Origin of the sequence: Saccharothrix sp. NRRL B-16314 (assembly GCF_000716595.1) — a bacterium.
Taxonomy (GTDB): Bacteria; Actinomycetota; Actinomycetes; order Mycobacteriales; family Pseudonocardiaceae; genus Actinosynnema.
The window spans coordinates 91,775-110,111 of the sequence record NZ_JNXC01000004.1; the positions used below are offsets into that span (position 1 = coordinate 91,775).

Below are 18,337 nucleotides of genomic sequence, written 5' to 3' on the forward strand. Positions count from 1 at the left end.
GGCCTTCAGCGTCATCGGGTTGGCGGGCCTGTGAAGAGGTTCCTGCGGGACAACGGGTTGGGCTTGGCGTTCGGTCTGCTGTGCCTGGCCACGCTGGTCGGCCAGGCCTTCGCGGGCAACGCCGACCTGAACAACCGGCGGCTCGCCGACGGCGGTGACCCGATCGGGCTGTGGGAGTTCGTGACGTCGTCGGACTACGCGGTGGACGTGGCCGAGAACTGGCAGTCGGAGTACCTCCAGTTCTTCCTGTTCATCTTCGCCACCGTGTGGCTGATGCAGCGCGGCTCGCCTGAGTCGAAGCCGGCCTCGCGGCTCGGCGCGGAGTCGGACGAGGACCAGCTGATCGGCGCGCACGTGACGCCGCAGTCGCCGCCGTGGGCGAAGGCGGGCGGGTGGCGGACGGCGCTGTACTCGAACTCGCTGGGCCTGGTGATGCTCGGGCTGTTCGTCGGCTCGTGGCTGACCCAGTCGATCGCCGGGCGCAGCGCGCACAACAACGACCGGTTGAACGACTTCCAGGACCCGATCACCTGGTGGGACTACGTGCTCAGCGCGGACTTCTGGAACCGGTCGCTGCAGAACTGGCAGTCGGAGTTCCTGGCCATCGGCTCGATGGCGGTGCTGAGCGTCTACCTGCGCCAACGCGGATCGCCGGAGTCGAAGCCGGTGGGCGCGCCGCACACCGCGACCGACGAATCGGGCTGACTCCCCCGCGCCTGGCCGGCGCTACTCGAGCCGGTCTTCCCCGTCCTCGTCGGCCTCGACCCCGGTGGACTTCCGGCCACGCTCGCGCCAGGGCAGCACGAACCACAGCGTGCCGAAGAAGAGGGCCGCGAACCCGCCGAGCGCGATGCCCGCCCAGCCGCCGACGATGACCTCGCCGAGCACCAGGATGGTGCCGGTCATGGCCACCGCGAGGCACGCCAGCCCGAGGATCGCGTAGCGGTTCGCCACCTCGATCACGTCTTCCCGCTTGCCGCGGCGGAACAGGATCCGGTGCCAGGAGGCCGGCGCGGTGAGCAGCGCGACCGCGCACGCGGCGAACAGGACCGTGATCAGGTGGGTGACGCGGACGTACGCGTCCGCTCCCGCGTAGCGCTCGGTGAAGGCGATGGAGAGCAGAAAACCGAACAGGATCTGCACGCCCGCCTGGGCGACCCTCAGTTCTTGCAGCAACTCGTTGAGGTTGCGGGCCAACCTCCGCTGGTGCGACTCCTCGGCTTGACTCACGGGCACCACATACCCATTCACCCGGTGGTGTTAACCGCGTCGAACGACAGCGCGAAGTGGTCCAGGGTGGTGGGCAGGGGCGCGTGCAGCGTCGGCACGGCGAGGTGGTCCCGCAGCGCGTCGAGCATGGCGCCCGCCGCGACCAGCACGAGATCACGGCCCGGACAGGCGCCCGGACCGCCGCTGAACGGCACCAGTGCGGGCTCGGGCGGCGCGGGCCAGATGTCCGGCGCGTACTCGTCGGCGTACGGCAGCCGGTCCCGATCGCGGTGGAAGTACGGCGTGAACACGACGAACGTGGTGCCGGCCGGCAACCACGTCCCGTGCCAGTGGGTCGGCTCCGTGCTCTCCCGCAGGATCACCGGCGTGGTCGGCCACAGCCGCGCCGACTCCCGGATCCCGGCCTCGCCCGCACCGCCGATCGCCAACGCCCGCATGGTCACGATGCCCGCCGCGTCGAACGCGAACAGCCAGTGCGGCGCCTGCTCCACCACCTCGGCCACGGGCGCGAGGGCCGCCAGGCTGCCCGGCTCACGCCGCTCCGAGTGCTCGCGCAACCGCTCCTCGAACCGCCGGCGCAACACCTCCCGGCGCGGGTGCAGGTAGGCCCAGTTCGCGTGGGCGCGCAAGGTTTTCAGCATGTCGGTCAGCTCGACGTCGTCCCGCGCGAACGACCCGAGCACCATCCGCCGCGCCGCCCGCCACCACGACTGCGCGAACGAGTCCCACGTGAGCGCGCCGGTGCTCCGGACGTGCCGCAGCAGCAGGTCGGCCTCGTCCGCCACGATCCCCCGCGCGTAGATCCTCTCCGGCCGCAGCACGTCCTCGTTCAGCGCACGTCGCCGCGCCCGCTCCTCCCCCGTCGAGATCAGCACCCCGTGCGGCTGGAAGTGCGCCAGCGCTGCCTTCTTCTCCCTGGTGCCCAGGGCGAACGGCGACGGCGAGTCGGCCGGCAGCCGCGAGACGTCCACCGGGTCCAGCAGCAGCGCGATGCTGCGTCCCGTCATCCTGAGCCGCAGCGGTTCCGGGCCGTACCGCTCCCGGAACCGCATCATGGTGGCCACGGCCACGGCGTCCGCCCGCACCGTCCCGGCCACCGCCATCACCGGCGGCCGGCGCACGATCACGCCCTTGGCCGGCGTCGGCAGCAGCACCTTGGCGAACGCCCTCCCGGTGTCGAGCCGGGAGGCTACGGCCACGACCCCTCCTCGGCGTGCGCGACCACGAGTTCGCGGATCTCGCACCCCGCGGGCTGGCTCAGGGCGAACACGATCGCGTCGGCCACCCGCTCCGGCGGGTTCAGCTTGCTGTCGTCCGGCGGCCGGTACTGCTCGGCCCGGTCGTCGAAGAAGTGGGTGCGCATCCCGCCGGGCACCACCAGCGTCACACCGACCCGGCCGGCGGTCTCGGCCGCCAGCGCCCTGGTGAAGCCGACCACGCCGAACTTGGAGGCGCAGTACGCGGTCGCGTCGCTGACCGCGCGCAGCCCGAGCGTCGACGCGATGGTCACCACCCGGCCGCCGTCGAGCATCGGCAACGCCGCCCGCACCACCGCCGCGGTGCCGAGCAGGTTCACCATCACCACCCGGTCCCAGTCGGCGCCGGACACCTGGTCCAGCGGGCCGCACGCGTCCGTGCCCGCCGCCGTCACCACCGCCCGCAGGCCGCCGTTGCGCTCGGCGATCGCCCGCACGGCGCGTTCCGCCGCCCTGGTGTCGGACAGGTCGACCGACTCGAAGTCGGCCACCTCCGCGGCCGACGGCGCGGCCTTGTCCAGCACGAGCGGGCGACCGCCCAGCCCGTGCACCGCGCGCACCACGGCCGCGCCCAACCCGGACGCGCCTCCCGTGACCAGCACCTGACCGAGCATCAGCCCCTCCTCGACAGCATGTCGGTGGTCGAACGGCCCCGGTGGTAGGGCACGACGACGGTCCGACCGCCCCAGCCCGCCACGAGGTCCGCTTCCGGCAGCGACTCGACGGAGTAGTCGCCGCCCTTGACCCACACGTCCGGTCGCAGGTCGGCGAGGACGCGTTCCGGCGTGTCGTCCTCGAACACCACCACGTCGTCCACGCAGCCCAGCGCGCGCAGCACCTCGATCCGGTCCTGCTGCCCGGTGACGGGACGTTCCGGGCCCTTGAGCCGGCGCACCGACGAGTCCGAGTTCAGGCACACGACCAGGCAGTCGCCGAGCGCCCGCGCGGCGCGCAACGTCCGGACGTGGCCCGCGTGCAGCAGGTCGAAGCACCCGCCGGTCGCGACGACCACACCACCGCGCGCCCGCACGGAGTCCACTGTGGACACCGGATCGACGTGCCGGAAGCCGGACGCGCCGCCGCACCGCAGGAACTCGGCCGCCGACGTCACCGCGTCGGCGACCGCGTCGTCCATCGCCGCGCCGCGCATGAGCCGCACCGCGACGGTCACCGCGAACCGGTCGCCCGCGCCGCACGGGTCGACCACGGGGACGCTGGGTGCGGGCACGGCGACCGGCACACCGCCGCCGTGCAGCAGCGCGCCGCCCGCACCGAGCGTCACCACGACCGCCCGCGCCCGCCACCGCTCACGCAGCACCCCCAGCGCGTCCATCGGGTCGCCGCACCCGCTGAGCGCCCTGGCCTCGGCCGCGTTCGGCGTCACCAGCCGCGCGCCGGGCACCGGCTCCGGGCCGCGCGGGTGCGGATCCCACACCACCGGGCGGCGGGCGAGCACGCCGCGCAGCCGTTCGTCGCGCGTCAACCCTCGCCCGTAGTCGGACACGAGCACGTAGTCCGCCTCCAGCACCGCGTCCAGCATGTCGTCGGTGGCCCGCGGTGCGCCGGAACCGCCGCCGCGGTCCAGCCGGGCGATCGACTGGGCGCCGCACCGCAGCCGCGTCTTGACCGACGTCGGCACGGGCGACGGCCCGAGCACGCACGGCACGTGCGCCAGTTCGTCCCTCAGCCGCTGCCCGTCCTCGTCGTCGGCCACCGCGCTGACCAGCGTCACGTCCACCCCGTCCGCCACCGCCAACGCGGCGGCCAGGCCCGCGCCACCCGGCCGGACGCGCTCCTCCGCCACGTCCAGCACCGGCGCCGGCGCGTCCGGGCACAACCGCTCGGCGCTGCCCAGCACGTCGACGTCGAGCAGCGAATCGCCCACGACGACCAGCTTCACGACACCCTCCGTTCCGATGCCGGCAGGGCCGCCTCGAACGCCGCGCACAGCGCGTGGACGGCGACCAGTTGCGCTTCCTGGACGTTCGCCGGGTCGCCCGGCAGCGCCAGCACCTCGTCCGCCACCTCGGCCAGCGGGTTCGGGGTGGGGCCGGTCATCGCCCACACGTGCGCGCCCGCCACCCTGGCCGCCTTCGCCGCCTCGATCAGGTTCGGGCTGCGCCCGCTGGTGGACAGCAGCACCACCACGTCCTGCGGACGGGCGTGCGCGGTGACCTGGCGGGCGAACACCTGGTCGTAGCCGTAGTCGTTGCCGATCGCGGTGACGCTGGACGACTCGGCGCACAGCGCGATCGCGGAGAACGGCCGCCGGTCGTCCCGGAACCGGCCGACGAGTTCGGCGGTCAGGTGCTGCGCCTCGGCGGCCGAACCGCCGTTGCCCGCCGCGAGGAGCCGTCCGCCGTCGGTGAGCCGACGGGCCAGCACGCCGCCCCACCGGGTGAGCCTCGGCGCCTGGGCGCGCAAACCGGCCAACGACTGCGCCAGTCCGTTCAAGTGGGTCTCGACGGTCATCGCGCGCCTCCCACGGCCACGGCCTGCTCCACCGTGACCAGCTCGTAGACGCGTTCGGTGTCCTCCGCGACCCGGTCCCACGTGTAGCGCACGCCGACCCGGTCGAGACCCGCGATGCCGCACGCCTCCCGGCGGGCCCGGTCGACCAGCAGCGAGTGCAGCGCTCGGGACAGCGCCGCCGGGTCGCGCGGCGGCACGAGCACGCCCGTGACGCCGTCCACCACGGTGTCGGTCAGGCCGCCGACCGCACTGGCCACCACGGGCACACCGCAGGCCATGGCCTCCAGCGGCACGATGCCGAACGGCTCGTACCAGGGCACGCACGCCACCACGTCCGCCGAGCGCAGCAGCTCGGGCATCGCGTCCCGCGAGACCTGGCCCGCCAGCACCAGCCGGTGCCGCACGCCGACGCGCTCCGCGTGCGCCGCCAGCCGCTGCGCCTCCGGGTCGGTGTCGACGTCGACCGGACCGCCCGCGATCACCAGCTCGGCGTCCGGCAGCGAGCGCAGAGTCGTGATCAGGTCCTGGAAACCCTTGCGCGGCACCAACCTGCCGACGGACACGATGCGGTACGGGTACCGGCGCCGGTCGCTCGGGCCCTCCGGTCGGAAGCGGTCCGGGTCCACCCCGCACGGCACCACGGAGATCCGCTGCCGCCGGACGCCCATGCGCATCAGCTCGGTCACCTCGTCGTCACAGGTCGCGGCGATCCGGTCGGCCTCCCGCCCGATCATCCGCTCGATCCCGATCCGCTGCGGGGGGCTGGTGTCGTCGACGCCCTGGTGGCGGCGCTTCACCGTGCCCAGCGCGTGGTAGGTCTGCACGACCGGCACCCCCGCCTTGCGCGCGGCGAGCACCGACGCCAAGCCGGACATCCAGAAGTGCGCGTGCACGACGTCGGGCCGCTCGTCGTACCACTGCTGCTCGAGGAACCGGGCGAACTCGCCCATGTGCGGCAGCAGCTCGTCCTTGGGCACCGAGCACTCCGGGCCGGCGGGCACGTGCACCACGTCGTAGCCCTGTTCGGTGCGCACCCGCTCGGGCAGCGCCGGGTCGTCGCGGCGGGTGTAGACCACGACGTCGTGGCCGCGTGCCGACAGCGCCGCGGACAACGCGGCCACGTGCACGTTCTGCCCGCCGGCGTCGACACCGCCCAGGGCGGCCAACGGGCCGGCGTGTTCGGACACCATGGCGATCCTCATCGGCTCACTCCTGTCAGCAACCGGTCCCAACTCCGCAGGAATGCGTCGAGCCCGTACCGGGCCAGGGCGAACTCCCTGGCCTGCTTGCCCTTGTGCCTGGCCAGCGCCGGGTCCTCGACCAGCTCGGCCACGGCCCGCACCAGCTCCTCCACGTCGGTGGACACCACACCCGCCTCCGGTGGGACGGCACGCGCCACCTCGGTGCACGCCAACGCCACCACGGGCATCGCCAGGTGCATCGCCTCGATCAGCGACAGCCCCAACGACGTCCACCGCACCGGGTGCAGGTAGAGACGGCGCAGCGCCAGTTCCCGGTGCAGCGACTCCAGGTCGTGGTCGCCCCGGCCCATGTCGCCCAACCTGCGGGTGCGCATGCCGTAGACGTCCAGCGGCGCCGCTTCGGCGAACCTCGGCAGGAGGTCCGTGCCGACCGCCCGGCCGCGGCGAACGGGGTCGTTGACCACCACGGCGGCACGGGGCAGCTCACCCGTGTACTGCGGACCCGGGTCCACCACGCCGTGCTCGACGACCACCGTGCGCGTGGTGCCGCAATCCCACATCAGGTCGTTGAAGTGGGTGACGTGGACGATCGTGCCGTCCCAGTCCTTGAGCGGGTGCACCTGGTTCGGGTACTTCGGCGTGTTGTGCTCCAGGTAGACCACCGGGATGCCGGCGGGCACCAGACCGATCTCGGCCGGGCGTTGCAGCACGGCGACGTCCGCCCCCACGTCGGGAAGAGCGGCTTCGGCCACCTGGACTTCGCGTGCGGCGGGCCAGTCGCGGCCGGCCAACCCGATGCCGGAGGGTGGCCCGGGGATCAGGTACTCGTGCGTGCCCCGGACGAACGCGTTCGTCCACGAGCCGTGCACGTGCCACAGCAGGATCTTCACGTCCGCACCCCCACTAGATCGGCGACGGCGGCGACGACCTGGTCGGGCGTCACCAGGTTCAGGCACGGATGACCGGGCACCGGGCACTCCCGCGCGCGGGAGTCGCGGCACGGCGCGTCCTGGTCTCCCAGCAGCACGTGCGGCCCGTGAGGCGCCCACCTGCCGGCGGGCACGACAGGCGCGAACAGCGACACGACGGGCGTTCCGACGGCGGCGGCGAGGTGCGCCGGCCCCGTGTTGCCGACCACCACCGCGTCCGCGCGGGCCAGCAGCCCGGCCAGTTCGGCGAACGTGGTCCGGCCGCCGAGGTCGACGCCGTCGGTGCCCGCCACGTACCCGGTCAGCGCCGTCTCGCCCGGCCCGCCGGTCACCAGGACGCGGTGCCCGGCTTCGGCGAGGGCGGTCACGGCCTGGGCACACCGTTGCGGCGCCCACGCCCGTGCGGGCACGGAGGCACCGGGGTGCAGGACCACGTACGGCCCGATCTCGCCCGTCGGCGGCGGGGTGGTGATCGCCAACCTGCCGTCGTCGCCCGGTGGCAGCTCGAAACCGGCGGCGCGTGCGACTTCCAGCGTGCGTTCGGCTTCCGGGATGTCCGGGTCCTCGCGCAGCCGGACGTCCACCAGCGACCCCGGGTAGTCGGTGGACCGGGCCACGACCTTCGGCACGCCGGCGAGCTTGAGCAGCAGCGCGAGCGGCAGCGGGCTCTGGTGGAACGACGTGAGGATCAGCGCGACGTCGGCGCGAATCCCCTTGAGCAGAGCCACGATCCCTTCGATGTCGGGTGTCCGGACTTCCGGCGCGGGATGCGAGATCCACGGGCAGTCCCAGCGCACCACCCGTTGCACACCGGGCAGCAGCGCCGCCGCCTGCGCGCCGGAATACCCGCACAGCAGCACGACTCCGCCCGCGTTCGCGGCGGCACGGACCGCCGGACCGGCGAGCAACACGTCGCCGTCGCTGTCGAGCCTCGCCACGAGTGTCCTCACAGGACCATCCCCAACGCGGACGTGAGATCCGTCGCCGTGCGGGGCGCGCGCTCGACCTCTTCGGGCCGGGTCTGCGGTGTGGGCACGAGGATCGGGACGGCACCCGCCGCGAGCGCGGCGTCGACGTCCGCCCCGATGTCACCGATGAAGTAGGTGCGCTCGGGCCGCGCTCGGATCACCCGGCACGCCCGGAGGATCATGGTGGGCGCGGGTTTGCGGCAGCCACAGCCGTCATCGGGGTGGTGCGGGCACACCTGCCAGGTGCCGAACGGGCCGAGCAGGTCCTCGACCCTCGCGTTCACCGCGTCGACCTCGGCGGTGGTGAGCAGACCCCGACCGACACCGGACTGGTTGCTGACGACTCCCGTGCGCACACCGCGAGCGCGCAGCGCCCGCAGGACCTCGCGCGCCCCGGGCATCGGCCGCACCCGCTCCGGGTCGCCGTTGTAGGGCACGTCGCTGATGAGCGTGCCGTCGCGGTCGAAGAGAACCGCGTCGGGGTACTGGTCCACAGAGGAGAGTTAGCCGGTGGGACCGGAAGCAAACACATCCCGGCAAACCGCCGCCCGCCGTCACCCCGATGTGGGTGGAGACGTGTGTGGACACCGCGCCGGCGGGTACCCCGGTGTCGAGTTCGATCCCCGAAGGAGAGGTTGTTTGCAGTGACGACGATCGAGAAGTCCGTGGACGTCGAGGTCCCGGTCACCACCGCGTACAACCAGTGGACGCAGTTCGAGTCGTTCCCGCAGTTCATGGAGGGCGTCGAGCGCATCACGCAGGTGACACCGACCCGCACCCACTGGGTCACCAAGATCGGTGGGGTGACGAGGGAGTTCGACGCGGAGATCACCGAACAGCACCCCGACGAGCGGGTGGCGTGGCACACCGTGGACGGCCCGCCGCAGGGCGGCGTGGTGACGTTCCACCGGCTCGACGCCCGGACGACGCGCGTGCACGTGCAGATGGAGTACGAACCGCAGACGCTCACCGAGAAGGCCGGTGCGGCGGTGGGCCTGGTGGACCACCGCGTGTCCGCCGACCTGGAGCGGTTCAAGGAGTTCATCGAGGGCCGTGGCAGCGAGACCGGCGGGTGGCGGGGCGACGTGAGCCGTGCGCCGCAGGCCGGTGAGACGCGCCACGACCTGCCGGACGCCGGCCGCCCGGGTGACCCGCTGCGCTGATGCGCAGGCGGTTCGACCGCAAGCGAAAGGCCCGTGGACGTCGAGTCCCACGGGCCTTTCGCTTGCGCTTCGTGCTTTTGGGTGAGCCTTGTGCTTCTGGTCGTGTGCTTCCGGTCTTGTGCTTCCGGGTGACGTCGAGACCTAGCCGCTCCGCAGCCGGTCGAACAGCTGCCTGACCGACTGCCGCAACGCGGAGGCGGCGTCACCGAGCAGCGAACCGACGTCACCGCCGCCCCGCGCGGGCCGCTCCTCCTCCCCCGCGTCCGGTTTACCGGCGACCGACGTCGGCGTCACGTCCTGGTCCAGCAGCTCGCGCAGCACTTCGAGCACCACCTCCGGGTGCCCGAGCGGGATCGGCGCGGCGAACGTCTGCACCGAGCTGATCAGCCCTTCGTGCCGCCGCACCAGGTCGCCCACCTCCGCGCCCGCCGCCGCGCCCGCCACCAGGTGCACGGGCACCCCGCGGTCGATGAACTCGGTCAGCACCTCGTCCACCTCGCGCCACGGCTCTTCCGTCGCGGGCAGCCGGCACCACATGACCTGGAGGTACTCGGTCAGCGGTCGCCACGTCCCGGGCAGGTCGCCGTGCCTGCCGACACCGGCCGGGTCGATGACGACCACCGCCGGCGCGTCGGGCGGCCCGGCCCACACCACGGACGGCCCCTCGGTCCTCTGCTGTTCCATGCGACTACACCTCCACTACGGCGGGTTCCACGCAGTAGACGGTGTATGCGGATCGGATGACCGGTTGTGCGACGTTGCGCACCCGCACGCCACCCGGTGTCATGCCGTGCTCCACGCCGAAGTGCGCGTGCCCGTGCACCGCCAAGTGCGTCCCGGTCGAGTCGATCGCCTCGCCCAGCAGGTAGGAGCCCAGGAACGGGTAGATCTCCGGCGGCTCGCCGCGCAGCGTGTCCGGCACGGGCGCGTAGTGCGTCAACGCCACCTTCACGTCGGTGTCGAGGCCGTCCAGCGCGGCTCGCAGGGAGTCGGCGATCTCGGTGGTGTGCCGGATGAACGCCTTCATCTCCTGCTCGCCGAACGCGCTGCCGCACTTGCCGGCGAACCCGCCGCCGAAGCCCTTCACCCCGGCGACGCCCAACGTGTGACCGTCCACGCCGACGGTGGCGGTCTCGCCCTCCAACACGGTGATGCCCCCGTCCCGGAGCACGGCGATCACCTCGTCCGAACGCTCGTCGTGGTGGTCGTGGTTGCCCAGCACGGCGACCACCGGCACGGCGAGGCCGCCGAACTCGTCGGCCACCACGCGCGCCTCGGCCACCGTGCCGTGCCTGGTCAGGTCACCGGCCAGCAGCAGCACGTCGGCCTGCTCGCCGAGCTGGTCCAGCGCGGGCCGCATCCGCCCGCGCGCGTCCTCGCCGAGGTGCACGTCACCGACGGCGGCGATGCGGATCATCGAAGCTCCTCTCGGCCGACCGGGGCGTCGGACGGCACCACCTTCACGTCGTCGAGCACGGTCAACTCCGGCGCCACGTCGTGGATCACCGCTTCCAGCTCCGCGCGGCGTCCCGGACTGGCCACGTCACCGGACAGCAGCACGTGGTCGCCGCGCACCGTCACGCGCACGCCCAGTTCGGTGGTGCGCGGGTCTTCGGCCAGCGCTTGGCGCAGCCGGGCGGCGAGGTATTGCTCCGCGGTCATCAGGCGCTCCTCGTCAGCGAGCGGGGCAGGATGTCGAGGCGTTCGACGAGCACCAGGAACGCCTCGGCGTAGGGAGAGTGCTTGGTGGCTCCGCGGACGTGCTCCCAGTCGATCTGCTCGCGCAGGGCGCGGGCGAACGGCAGCAGTTCGCTGAAGTCGCAGCGGTGCCCGTCGAGGACCAGCAGCTTGCTGATCATCACCTCGGTCGCGGGCATCACCGGGAGGGTGACCGAGCCGACCGCCAGTTCCTCGGCCCGGCTCAGCGTCTCGTCGGTCACCGGGATCTCGTTCGGCCGGAACAGCAGGTCCACCAGCGAGTCGCCGTCGTAGACCTTCAGCAGCCAGTCCTCGGGCGGGTTGGCGGCGCGCATGCCGGCCTCCACCAGCGCGGTCACCGCCGGTCCGGCATCCTGTTCGCGCACCAGGATGTCCACGTCGTGTTCCGTCGCCGGTCCGCCTCGCGCGTACACCGCGCACCCGCCCGCGAGGGCGAACGGGATGTCGTGCGCGCGTAGCGCCTTGGCGACCTTCGTCAGGGTGCGCAGCAGCTCGTCTTGGACACCGCTCATGTGGGGTGATTACCCGTCCGGGTCGATGTTCACACGGCAGGTGGAGCCGGCGGCGGACGGGGTAGCCCACGGGTATGACTGCGACACCTCCCGACCCCGACCCGGCCCGGACGCCCGGCCTCGAACCCGGCGGCGGGGTATCGCCCGGTGAGACGCCACCCGACTCCGGCCAGACCTCCGGCCTGTCCCACCCCCAACCGATGCCGTCCCGGCGCGGGCCCATCATCACGCTGGTGATGGTGCTGCTCGTGACCGTCCTGGCGGTGGCCTTCATCGTGGCCCAGGTGATGGGCTGGACCAACCTGTTCGAAGGCTCCTGACCCGTCATCGACGCGGAGGTCGGGCGCAGCGGCTCGGGGGTGGAGCGGCGGGCTCAGGGGTGGAGCGGCGGGCTGGGCTGGAGTCCTTCCTTGCGGCCGAGGCCGTCGAGGAGTTGCTTCAGCGTGTCCCGGGCGTTGTGGCGCGGTGACCAGCCGAGCCTGGTGGCGGCCTTGGTCGCGTCCAGCAGCGGCGCGGTGAGGGCCAGGTCCACCCAGCCGTGCGAGGTCGGCTGCAAGCGCAGGCGCCAGCTGACCCGCGCGGCCGTGCGGAGGGCGGTCGGTGGGATCGGCACGTGCCTCCCGCCCATCACCTCGGCCAGCACCTGCGGTGTCACCACCGGGTCCGCGACGAGGTTGAACGCGCCTTCCGCCTTGGTGGCGAGGATCTTCACCAGCGCGTCCGCGACGTCGTCCGCGTGCACGAACTGGAGGACCATCGCGCGCGGCAGCGGGAGGACCGGCAGCTTGAGCTTGAACAGGCCGTGCGGCACGAGCGGCCCGAGGAAGTACCGCTTGATCTCGGCCGCGGCGTCCGGTTGCAGGACCAGGCCCGGCCGGACGCGCGTCACGACGAGGCCGGGCTGGTCGCGCTCGACCCGGTCCAGCAGGTGCTCCACCGCCGCCTTGTGCCGGCTGTAGTACGAAGTGGACACGCCGTCGGTCGGCCAGCTCTCGTCCACGGTGTGGTCTTTCGCCGCCGGCGAGTAGGCGCCGACGGACGACATGTGCACGAGGTGCGGAACCCCCGCCTTGACCGCCGCGGTGAACACGCGGTCGCTGCCGGCGACGTTCGTCCGGAACAACGCCCGTTCGTCGTGGCTGGGCTGGATCAGCCACGCCAGGTGCACCACCGCGTCCGCCCGCCGGAACACCTCGACGAGCAGCTCCTCCGCGCCCTCACGCGCCAGGTCGACCGGAGTCCACTCGACGTCGTACGGCGGCTCGTTCTCCGGCGGCCGGCGGGAGATCCCGTGCACGACCACGTCCGGCTCGTCGCGGAGCCGGCGCAGCAGGGCGGTACCCAGGTTCCCGGTGGCGCCGGTCACGACGATCCTCATGCCCGCCGGGTACCCACCCGCGCGCCGGGTCACCCACTCGACGGCGGGGCGGGGATCGGGGACTTCGCCAGGGCCAGCGCCGCCGCGTGCAGGTTCGACGCCATCGCCTCACCCGTGCTCTTCGACCAGTCGTGCCCGTGCGTGGTGTCCGGGTAGTCCGGCCCGGGGCCGGGACCCATGTTCCAGTACGTCCAGGCCTGCCCCGGGATCGTGTAGCCGATGTCGACGAGCGCCCCGGACACCTCGCTGATCACGTGGTGCGCGCCGTCCTCGTTGCCGGTCACCACCACACCCGCCACCCGGTTGTACGCGACGGGTCGCCCGTCGTCGTCCTTCTCCGACAGCATCGCGTCCATCCGCTCGATCACGCGCTGCGCGACGGACGACGGCCGGCCCACCCACGTCGGCGTGGCGACCACCAGGATCTCGGCGTTCAGCAGCTCGTCGTGCAGCACCGGCCACTCGTCACCCCCGCCCAGGTCGGTCACCACCCCCGGCGGCACGTCGTGGTCCACCACCCGGAACGTCCGCACCTCGACGTCGCGCTCCTCCAACGCCCGCACGACGACGTCCGCCAGCATCTGGGTGTTGGACGGGGCGGGCGACTTCTTCAACGAGCAGTTGAGCACCACGGCCCTCATCAGGGGCACCTCCGCATCCGGTCGGCCGGCCTCCGGGTACCCCCGACGACCCCGAAAATGCGTTGCCCGCACCGCGCGGAGATCACCATGCTCGACCGGTGGTCGACACCCCGCACAGCGACGGCCGGGCCGGCATCGACGCCGACCTGGTGCAGCGCCTCATCGCGAGCCAGTTCCCGCGGTGGGGCGACCTCCCCGTCACACCGGTCGAGGTCGACGGGTGGGACAACCGCACGTACCGCCTGGGCGACGACCTGACCGTCCGGCTCCCGACCGGCGAGGGCTACGCGCCGGCGGTGGAGAAGGAGCACCGGTGGCTGCCCGTCCTCGCGCGGTCACTGCCCGTAGCGGTACCGGTGTCGCTCGCGCTGGGCGTGCCCGGCGAGGGCTACCCGTTCCCCTGGTCGGTCCGCCGCTGGCTGAACGGCCGGACCGCCGCCCTCGACCGCATCGACGACCTCCCCGCGTTCGCGGTCTCGATCGCCGACTTCCTCCGCGCCCTGCGCCGCGTCGACCCGACGGACGGACCACCGGCCGGTGCGCACTGCTTCTAACGGGGCACGTCGCCCGCGTACTACGACGACGGCACCCGGCGCGCGCTCGCAGCCCTGAAGGGGCGAGTCGACACCGAACGGGCGGCGGCCGTGTGGGACGACGCCGTCAGCGCACCTGTCTGGGACGGGCCTCCGGTGTGGTTCCACGGCGACATCGCGAGCGGGAACCTGCTGGTGGACGGCGGGAAGCTCACCGCGGTCATCGATTTCGGCGGGTGCGGCGTCGGCGACCCGGCGTGCGACCTCGTCATCGCGTGGACGATGTTGTCGGGCAGGAGCCGGGAGGCGTTCCGGGAGGCGGTCGACCTCGATGCCGCCACCTGGGCACGGGCGCGCGGCTGGGCGCTGTGGAAGGCCCTGATCATGCTCGCCGGCACCACCGACGACGGCGTCGCGGCCGACAACCTCCGGGTGGTGCGGCAGGTCCTGGACGACAACGACGGCGAGTGACCGACGGGGTGCCCCCGCGACTGGCGGCCCAGTGGCGGATGCACCCCGTCAGGACTCAGCGGGTGGCGGTCAGCTCACGCACGGAGGCGTAGCGCTCCCGCACCCACGGCGTCGGCTCGGCCTCGACCGAGGTCGACGCCAGCTCCGACCAGAGCGGCGGGGCGTCGGCGCCGCTCAGCGCCCACGCCGCCTGCCTGGCCGCGCCGTCCGCCACGTACTCGCTCGGCGACGGGACGACCACGGGGCAGCCGAACACTGCGGGCGCGAGCCGACGCACGGCGGGCAACCTCGCCCCGCCGCCGATCAGCAGCACCCGGGACACCGGCAGGCCCAGCGCCACCAGCGCGTCGATCGCGTCGGCCAGGCTGCACAGCAGACCCTCGACCGCGGCGCGCGCCATGTGCGCCGAGGTCATCGTGTCCAGCCGCAGGCCGTGCAACGCGCCGGTGGAGTCGGGCTTGTTCGGCGTCCGCTCCCCTTCCAGGTACGGCACGAACACCAGCCCGTCCGCACCCGCCGGCGCGCTCAGGGCCAGGTCCGACAGCTCCGCCAGGTCGACCCGCAGCATCGCCGCGGTCGCGTCGAGCACGCGTGACGCGTTGAGCGTGCACACGAGCGGCAGGTGGCCGCCCTCCGCGTCGGCGAAACCGTTGACGATGCCGGTGCCGTCCGCCACCGCGTGCGGCGACCGCGCGAACGCCGTGCCGGACGTGCCGATGGACACCACCACGTCGCCGGGCTGGGCCTGCACGCCCAGCCCCGCCGCCGCGTTGTCGCCCGCGCCCGCGCCGAACCGGCCGACCAGCTCGGCCGGACCGAGCACCCGCGGCAGCGCCACGACCTTGCCCAGGGCCAGTTCCAGCAGGTCAGGTCGGTAGTCCTCCGCGGACGGCGACCAGTAGCCGGTGCCGCTGGCGTCGCTGCGGTCCGTGGTCAGGGCGTCCAACGACGTCCCGCCGGACAGCTTCCACGTCAGCCAGTCGTGCGGCAGGCACACGGCCGCCGTCCTGGCCACCGACTCGGGTTCGCTCCGCGCCAGCCACCGCAGCTTGGTCACGGTGAGGGAGGCGACCGGCACGCTGCCGATCGCCTCGGCCCACTTGTCCGGACCACCCAGCTCGGTGGTCAGGTCGGCCGCCGCCGCCGCGGAACGGGTGTCGTTCCACAGCAGCGCCGGCCGCACCACCTCGCCGGCGGAGTCCAGCGTCACCATGCCGTGCTGCTGCGCCCCCACCGACACGGCTTCGACGTCGTCCAGGCCGCCCGCGTCCGCGATGGCCGTCTGGAGCGCGTCCCACCACTCGGAGGGGTGCACCTCGGTGCCCGTCGGGTGCGCCGCCCGTCCTTGCCGCACAAGGGCGCCGGTGTCCGCGTCCCGCACCACCACCTTGCACGACTGGGTGGACGAGTCGACGCCCGCGACGAGCGCCATCAGCGCGCGCCCAACAGGTGCTCGGTCGCCAGCTGCGCCAGGTGCACGAAGCCGAAGCCGCGCTCGGCGGCGGCTTCCGGGTCGACGTCCTCGCCCTTGAGGAAGTCCGCGATCGACTCGCCCTCGTCGAGCGTCGGCTCCGCCAGCTCGTACACGCCGCTGGCCTTCAGCGCCTCCTGCACCTCCGGGTCGGCCCGGAACGCCGCGGCGCGCTCGCGCAGCAGCTGGTACGTGCGCATGTTGGCCGCCGCGCTCGCCCACACGCCGTCCAGGTCCTCGGTCCGCAGCGGCTTGTAGTCGAAGTGCCGCGGGCCTTCGTAGCCGCCGTTCTCCAGCAGGTCGACGAGGAAGAACGCGGACAGCAGGTCGCCCTGGCCGAACACGAAGTCCTGGTCGTAGCGCGGGCCCTTCTGGCCGTTGAGGTCGATGTGGAAGAGCTTCTTCTGCCACAGCGCCTGGCCGATGCCGTGCACGAAGTTGAGGCCCGCCATCTGCTCGTGGCCGACCTCCGGGTTCACGCCGACCAGCTCGTGGTGCTCCAGCGTCGAGATGAACGCCAGGGCGTGGCCGATCGTCGGCAGCAGGATGTCGCCGCGGGGCTCGTTCGGCTTGGGCTCCAACGCGAAGCGGAAGCCGTAGCCCTGGTCGACCGAGTACTGCGCGACCGTGTCGACGGCCTCGCGGTAGCGGTCGAGGGCGGCGTGCACGGGCTTGCCCGCGTCCACCTCGGAGCCCTCACGGCCGCCCCACATCACGATGGTCTCGGCGCCGAGCTCGGCCGCGAGCTCCAGGTTGCGCAGCACCTTGCGCAGCGCGAACCGGCGGATCGAGCGGTCGTTGCTGGTGAAGCCGCCGTCCTTGAACACCGGGTGGGTGAACAGGTTGGTGGTCACCATCGGCACGACCATGCCGGTCTCGTCCAACGCCGCGCGGAACGCGGAGACCCGCTTGCCCACCTCGGCCGCGTCCGCGCCGAACGGGAACAGGTCGTCGTCGTGGAACGTGATGCCCCAGGCACCCAGTTCCGAGAGCTTGCGCACCGCGAGCGGCGCGTCCAGCACGGGGCGGGTCGCGTCACCGAACGGGTCGCGTCCCTGCCAGCCGACCGTCCACAGACCGAAGCTGAACTTCTCCACGAGGGCACCTCCAATAAGTTTGATGCCTGAACTTATCTCACCCGGCCGCTAGTATCCAGTGGGTGTCCCGACCACAGCCAGCGAGCCAGCGGACCGTGCGACGGCACAACTCCGCCCTGGTGCTCGACGCCATCGCCGACGCGCCCGGCTCGTCCCGCGCCGCCGTGGCCGCCCGGACCGGCCTGACCAAGGCGACCGTCTCCAGCCTCGTCGACCGGATGATCGGCGCCGGACTCGTGGCCGAGGGCGAGGCGCAGGCCAGGTCCGGCCCCGGCCGGCGCGGCACGGCCCTGCACCTGTCACCCACCGGACCGCACGGGCTCGGGGTGGAGATCGGGGTCGACTACCTGGCCACGTGCCTGGTCGACCTCACCGGACGGGTGCGGGCGCGGTGGCTGCGACCCAGCGACAATCGTGCCTCCTCCCCCGCCCGCGTGCTGGCCAAGGTGGCGGCGGCGGTGCGCACGGCGGTGCGCGAGGAGGTGCCGATCGGCGGGGTCGGCGTGGCGGTGCCGGGCCTGGTGGAGGTGGCCGGGGGGTCGCTGCGGCTCGCGCCGAACCTGGGCTGGCGCGAGGTGGACGTGCGGGGCGAGCTGACCCGGCGGATGGCGCTGGACGTGCCGGTGCTGGTCGGGAACGAGGCGAACCTCGCCGCGCTGGCCGAGCTGTGGCACGGGGACGTGGCGGCGGACTTCCTGCACATCTCGGGTGAGATCGGCATCGGCGCCGGCATCGTGGTCGGCGGCGCGCTCTTCGAGGGGCTGTCCGGGTTCGGCGGCGAGATCGGCCACCTGTCCGTCGACCCGCGCGGGCCGAAGTGCGCGTGCGGGTCGCGGGGGTGCCTCGAGCGGCTGGCCGGCCAGGACGAGATCGTGCGCGCGTCGGGCGTCACCGGCGTGGACGAGCTGCTGGCGCGGCTCGCGGCGGGCGACCGCACGGCGACGTCGGCGGTGCGCACGGCGGCGAAGTGGCTCGGCGTCGCCCTCTCCGGAGCGGTGAACCTGCTGGACCTGCCCACCGTGGTCCTCGGCGGCACGTACGCCCGGCTGGAGCCGTGGCTCCAGGAGCCCCTGCACGCCGAGCTGGCCCGCCGGGTGGTCAGCGGGGAGTGGTCACCCGTTCGCGTGGTCGCGTCGTCACTGGGCGCCGAAGCGGCCGTCCGGGGCGCCGCCACGACCGCCGTCCGCGCCATCCTCGCCGACCCCGACCCGTACGTGACGTCCGTCCTGGCCTGACCGGCCGTTCGTGGCGCGAATAAGCGCAAACCGGACGACTCGCGGCACGGGAGCGCTCTC

The 18,337-nt window shown here is 73.1% G+C and carries 21 protein-coding genes and 1 pseudogene; 5 read left to right on the forward strand and 17 right to left on the reverse strand.

Annotation, left to right across the window (positions count from 1 at the left end):
- Window positions 1–30: 30 nt before the first annotated feature.
- Window positions 31–705: a DUF6766 family protein gene (locus OQ02_RS10265; protein WP_033438104.1), complete on the forward strand. Its 675-nt coding sequence runs from the start codon at window positions 31–33 to the stop codon at window positions 703–705.
- Window positions 706–726: 21 nt separating this feature from the next.
- On the opposite strand, the gene OQ02_RS10270 is transcribed toward OQ02_RS10265, so the two are convergent.
- Genes OQ02_RS10270 through OQ02_RS10310 form a run of 9 tightly spaced genes read right to left on the reverse strand, consistent with a single transcriptional unit; the run spans window position 727 to window position 8,551 of the window.
- Window positions 727–1,230, reverse strand: a complete 504-nt coding sequence (locus tag OQ02_RS10270; protein ID WP_051772157.1) for a DUF6328 family protein — start codon at window positions 1,228–1,230, stop codon at window positions 727–729.
- 17 nt (window positions 1,231–1,247) lie between these two features.
- On the reverse strand, window positions 1,248–2,429 hold the full coding sequence (locus OQ02_RS10275; RefSeq protein WP_033438105.1) for a cytochrome P450: 1,182 nt from the start codon (window positions 2,427–2,429) through the stop codon (window positions 1,248–1,250).
- Window positions 2,420–3,100, reverse strand: a complete 681-nt coding sequence (locus OQ02_RS10280) for an SDR family oxidoreductase (protein WP_033438106.1) — start codon at window positions 3,098–3,100, stop codon at window positions 2,420–2,422. The genes OQ02_RS10275 and OQ02_RS10280 overlap by 10 nt, the downstream gene beginning before the upstream one ends.
- A complete protein-coding gene (gene rfaE2, locus OQ02_RS10285) occupies window positions 3,100–4,386 on the reverse strand; it encodes a D-glycero-beta-D-manno-heptose 1-phosphate adenylyltransferase (RefSeq protein ID WP_033438107.1) in 1,287 nt (428 codons plus the stop codon). The genes OQ02_RS10280 and rfaE2 overlap by 1 nt, the downstream gene beginning before the upstream one ends.
- Entirely contained in the window at window positions 4,383–4,958 is a 576-nt protein-coding gene (locus OQ02_RS10290; RefSeq protein ID WP_033438108.1) for a D-sedoheptulose-7-phosphate isomerase, read from the reverse strand. Before OQ02_RS10290 ends, rfaE2 begins: the two co-directional genes overlap by 4 nt.
- Entirely contained in the window at window positions 4,955–6,160 is a 1,206-nt protein-coding gene (locus tag OQ02_RS10295; RefSeq protein ID WP_033438109.1) for a glycosyltransferase, read from the reverse strand. The genes OQ02_RS10290 and OQ02_RS10295 overlap by 4 nt, the downstream gene beginning before the upstream one ends.
- Complete coding sequence (locus OQ02_RS10300; protein ID WP_033438110.1) at window positions 6,157–7,050, reverse strand: glycosyltransferase; 894 nt, start codon at window positions 7,048–7,050, stop codon at window positions 6,157–6,159. Before OQ02_RS10300 ends, OQ02_RS10295 begins: the two co-directional genes overlap by 4 nt.
- Window positions 7,047–8,039, reverse strand: coding sequence for a glycosyltransferase family 9 protein (locus tag OQ02_RS10305; RefSeq protein ID WP_033438111.1), 993 nt, complete (start codon window positions 8,037–8,039; stop codon window positions 7,047–7,049). Before OQ02_RS10305 ends, OQ02_RS10300 begins: the two co-directional genes overlap by 4 nt.
- A complete protein-coding gene (locus tag OQ02_RS10310; RefSeq protein WP_033438112.1) occupies window positions 8,036–8,551 on the reverse strand; it encodes a D-glycero-alpha-D-manno-heptose-1,7-bisphosphate 7-phosphatase in 516 nt (171 codons plus the stop codon). The genes OQ02_RS10305 and OQ02_RS10310 overlap by 4 nt, the downstream gene beginning before the upstream one ends.
- 150 nt (window positions 8,552–8,701) lie before the next feature.
- Here OQ02_RS10310 and OQ02_RS10315 point away from each other — a divergent pair, with 150 nt between their 5' ends.
- Complete coding sequence (locus OQ02_RS10315) at window positions 8,702–9,220, forward strand: SRPBCC family protein (RefSeq protein ID WP_033438113.1); 519 nt, start codon at window positions 8,702–8,704, stop codon at window positions 9,218–9,220.
- A gap of 141 nt (window positions 9,221–9,361) precedes the next feature.
- Here the strand turns inward: OQ02_RS10315 and OQ02_RS40835 are convergent, their stop codons facing one another.
- From OQ02_RS40835 to OQ02_RS10335, 4 genes are read right to left on the reverse strand one after another with little or no spacing between them, the layout of a single operon-like run.
- Window positions 9,362–9,904: a hypothetical protein gene (locus tag OQ02_RS40835; protein WP_051772126.1), complete on the reverse strand. Its 543-nt coding sequence runs from the start codon at window positions 9,902–9,904 to the stop codon at window positions 9,362–9,364.
- A gap of 4 nt (window positions 9,905–9,908) precedes the next feature.
- Window positions 9,909–10,637: a metallophosphoesterase family protein gene (locus OQ02_RS10325; RefSeq protein WP_033438114.1), complete on the reverse strand. Its 729-nt coding sequence runs from the start codon at window positions 10,635–10,637 to the stop codon at window positions 9,909–9,911.
- Window positions 10,634–10,882: a BON domain-containing protein gene (locus OQ02_RS10330; RefSeq protein WP_033438115.1), complete on the reverse strand. Its 249-nt coding sequence runs from the start codon at window positions 10,880–10,882 to the stop codon at window positions 10,634–10,636. The genes OQ02_RS10325 and OQ02_RS10330 overlap by 4 nt, the downstream gene beginning before the upstream one ends.
- A complete protein-coding gene (locus OQ02_RS10335) occupies window positions 10,882–11,451 on the reverse strand; it encodes a nucleotidyltransferase family protein (protein WP_033438116.1) in 570 nt (189 codons plus the stop codon). The genes OQ02_RS10330 and OQ02_RS10335 overlap by 1 nt, the downstream gene beginning before the upstream one ends.
- A gap of 74 nt (window positions 11,452–11,525) precedes the next feature.
- Here OQ02_RS10335 and OQ02_RS10340 point away from each other — a divergent pair, with 74 nt between their 5' ends.
- Entirely contained in the window at window positions 11,526–11,771 is a 246-nt protein-coding gene (locus OQ02_RS10340) for a DUF6480 family protein (protein WP_033438117.1), read from the forward strand.
- A gap of 53 nt (window positions 11,772–11,824) precedes the next feature.
- Here the strand turns inward: OQ02_RS10340 and OQ02_RS10345 are convergent, their stop codons facing one another.
- Complete coding sequence (locus tag OQ02_RS10345) at window positions 11,825–12,829, reverse strand: NAD-dependent epimerase/dehydratase family protein (RefSeq protein ID WP_033438259.1); 1,005 nt, start codon at window positions 12,827–12,829, stop codon at window positions 11,825–11,827.
- Between the two features lie 29 nt (window positions 12,830–12,858).
- Window positions 12,859–13,470, reverse strand: a complete 612-nt coding sequence (locus OQ02_RS10350; RefSeq protein WP_033438118.1) for a flavodoxin family protein — start codon at window positions 13,468–13,470, stop codon at window positions 12,859–12,861.
- A 149-nt stretch (window positions 13,471–13,619) separates the two neighbouring features.
- On the opposite strand from OQ02_RS10350, the pseudogene OQ02_RS40040 reads away from it, so the two are divergent.
- A pseudogene (locus OQ02_RS40040) lies at window positions 13,620–14,474 on the forward strand (aminoglycoside phosphotransferase family protein).
- A gap of 55 nt (window positions 14,475–14,529) precedes the next feature.
- Here the strand turns inward: OQ02_RS40040 and OQ02_RS10360 are convergent.
- Together OQ02_RS10360 and xylA are read right to left on the reverse strand one after the other, a co-directional pair.
- Window positions 14,530–15,906, reverse strand: a complete 1,377-nt coding sequence (locus OQ02_RS10360) for a xylulokinase (protein WP_033438119.1) — start codon at window positions 15,904–15,906, stop codon at window positions 14,530–14,532.
- The gene (gene xylA, locus OQ02_RS10365; protein WP_197043273.1) at window positions 15,906–17,042 is read right to left on the reverse strand and encodes a xylose isomerase; all 1,137 of its coding nucleotides are present in this window, start codon (window positions 17,040–17,042) and stop codon (window positions 15,906–15,908) included. The genes OQ02_RS10360 and xylA overlap by 1 nt, the downstream gene beginning before the upstream one ends.
- 62 nt (window positions 17,043–17,104) lie before the next feature.
- On the opposite strand from xylA, the gene OQ02_RS10370 reads away from it, so the two are divergent.
- On the forward strand, window positions 17,105–18,277 hold the full coding sequence (locus tag OQ02_RS10370) for an ROK family transcriptional regulator (RefSeq protein ID WP_033438121.1): 1,173 nt from the start codon (window positions 17,105–17,107) through the stop codon (window positions 18,275–18,277).
- Window positions 18,278–18,337 lie beyond the last annotated feature (60 nt).